The organism is Cellulophaga geojensis KL-A (genome assembly GCF_000568425.1).
Lineage (GTDB): Bacteria > Bacteroidota > Bacteroidia > Flavobacteriales > Flavobacteriaceae > Cellulophaga > Cellulophaga lytica.
Genome location: NZ_ARZX01000106.1, coordinates 1 through 557, shown reverse-complemented (window position 1 = coordinate 557; position 557 = coordinate 1). Strand labels below are relative to the sequence as shown.

The following is a 557-nucleotide window of genomic DNA, read 5'->3' as shown; positions in this document are numbered from 1 at the left end:
ACTAGGATTTGATCTTGGAATACGTATAAGAATAGTGCGGTTTTGAGTCCGAGGATTTTCCGCAGGAAAATCAGAGTGACCAAATACGCACTAACCTTTTGATTTAAAATTAAACTTAAGCATTATTTTTATACAATGTTGTAACACGTTATTTTTTCAGTTTTATATTTTTCAATTCCACTTTATATGCCAATTCATTATCAATTTCAATGAATTCTCCATTTCGGTCATAAAATTCAACGAACGCAGTTTTTCTATCGATTATTTCCATGACAGTTCCGATAGTTCCAGTTTCTATTTCGTTTTTAAGTTTTTCTTTCAGACTGACTTTTTTATAAAGCCACTTTTTCTCAATTCTTTTTCGTTCAACCTCATTTTTAGGGATTCCAAAAATCAATCCTTTAACCCAATCATAAATCGCATTCAATCCAAGCCAAATTCCGCCAATTACATAGCTAAATATAAATTCCGCAATTATTTCTCCCATTAATAATACTTTTTTAGATGCTGCTTGGTAATGTGTTACAACGTTGCGGCTAAGCTTAGTGCGGAGGCAA

General features: G+C 32.3%; 1 protein-coding gene. It reads right to left on the bottom strand.

Annotated elements, in window-relative coordinates:
• Positions 1–148 precede the first annotated feature (148 nt).
• Positions 149–557: hypothetical protein (locus KLA_RS17425; protein WP_034647549.1), on the bottom strand; the 409-nt coding region annotated here is incomplete at its 5' end.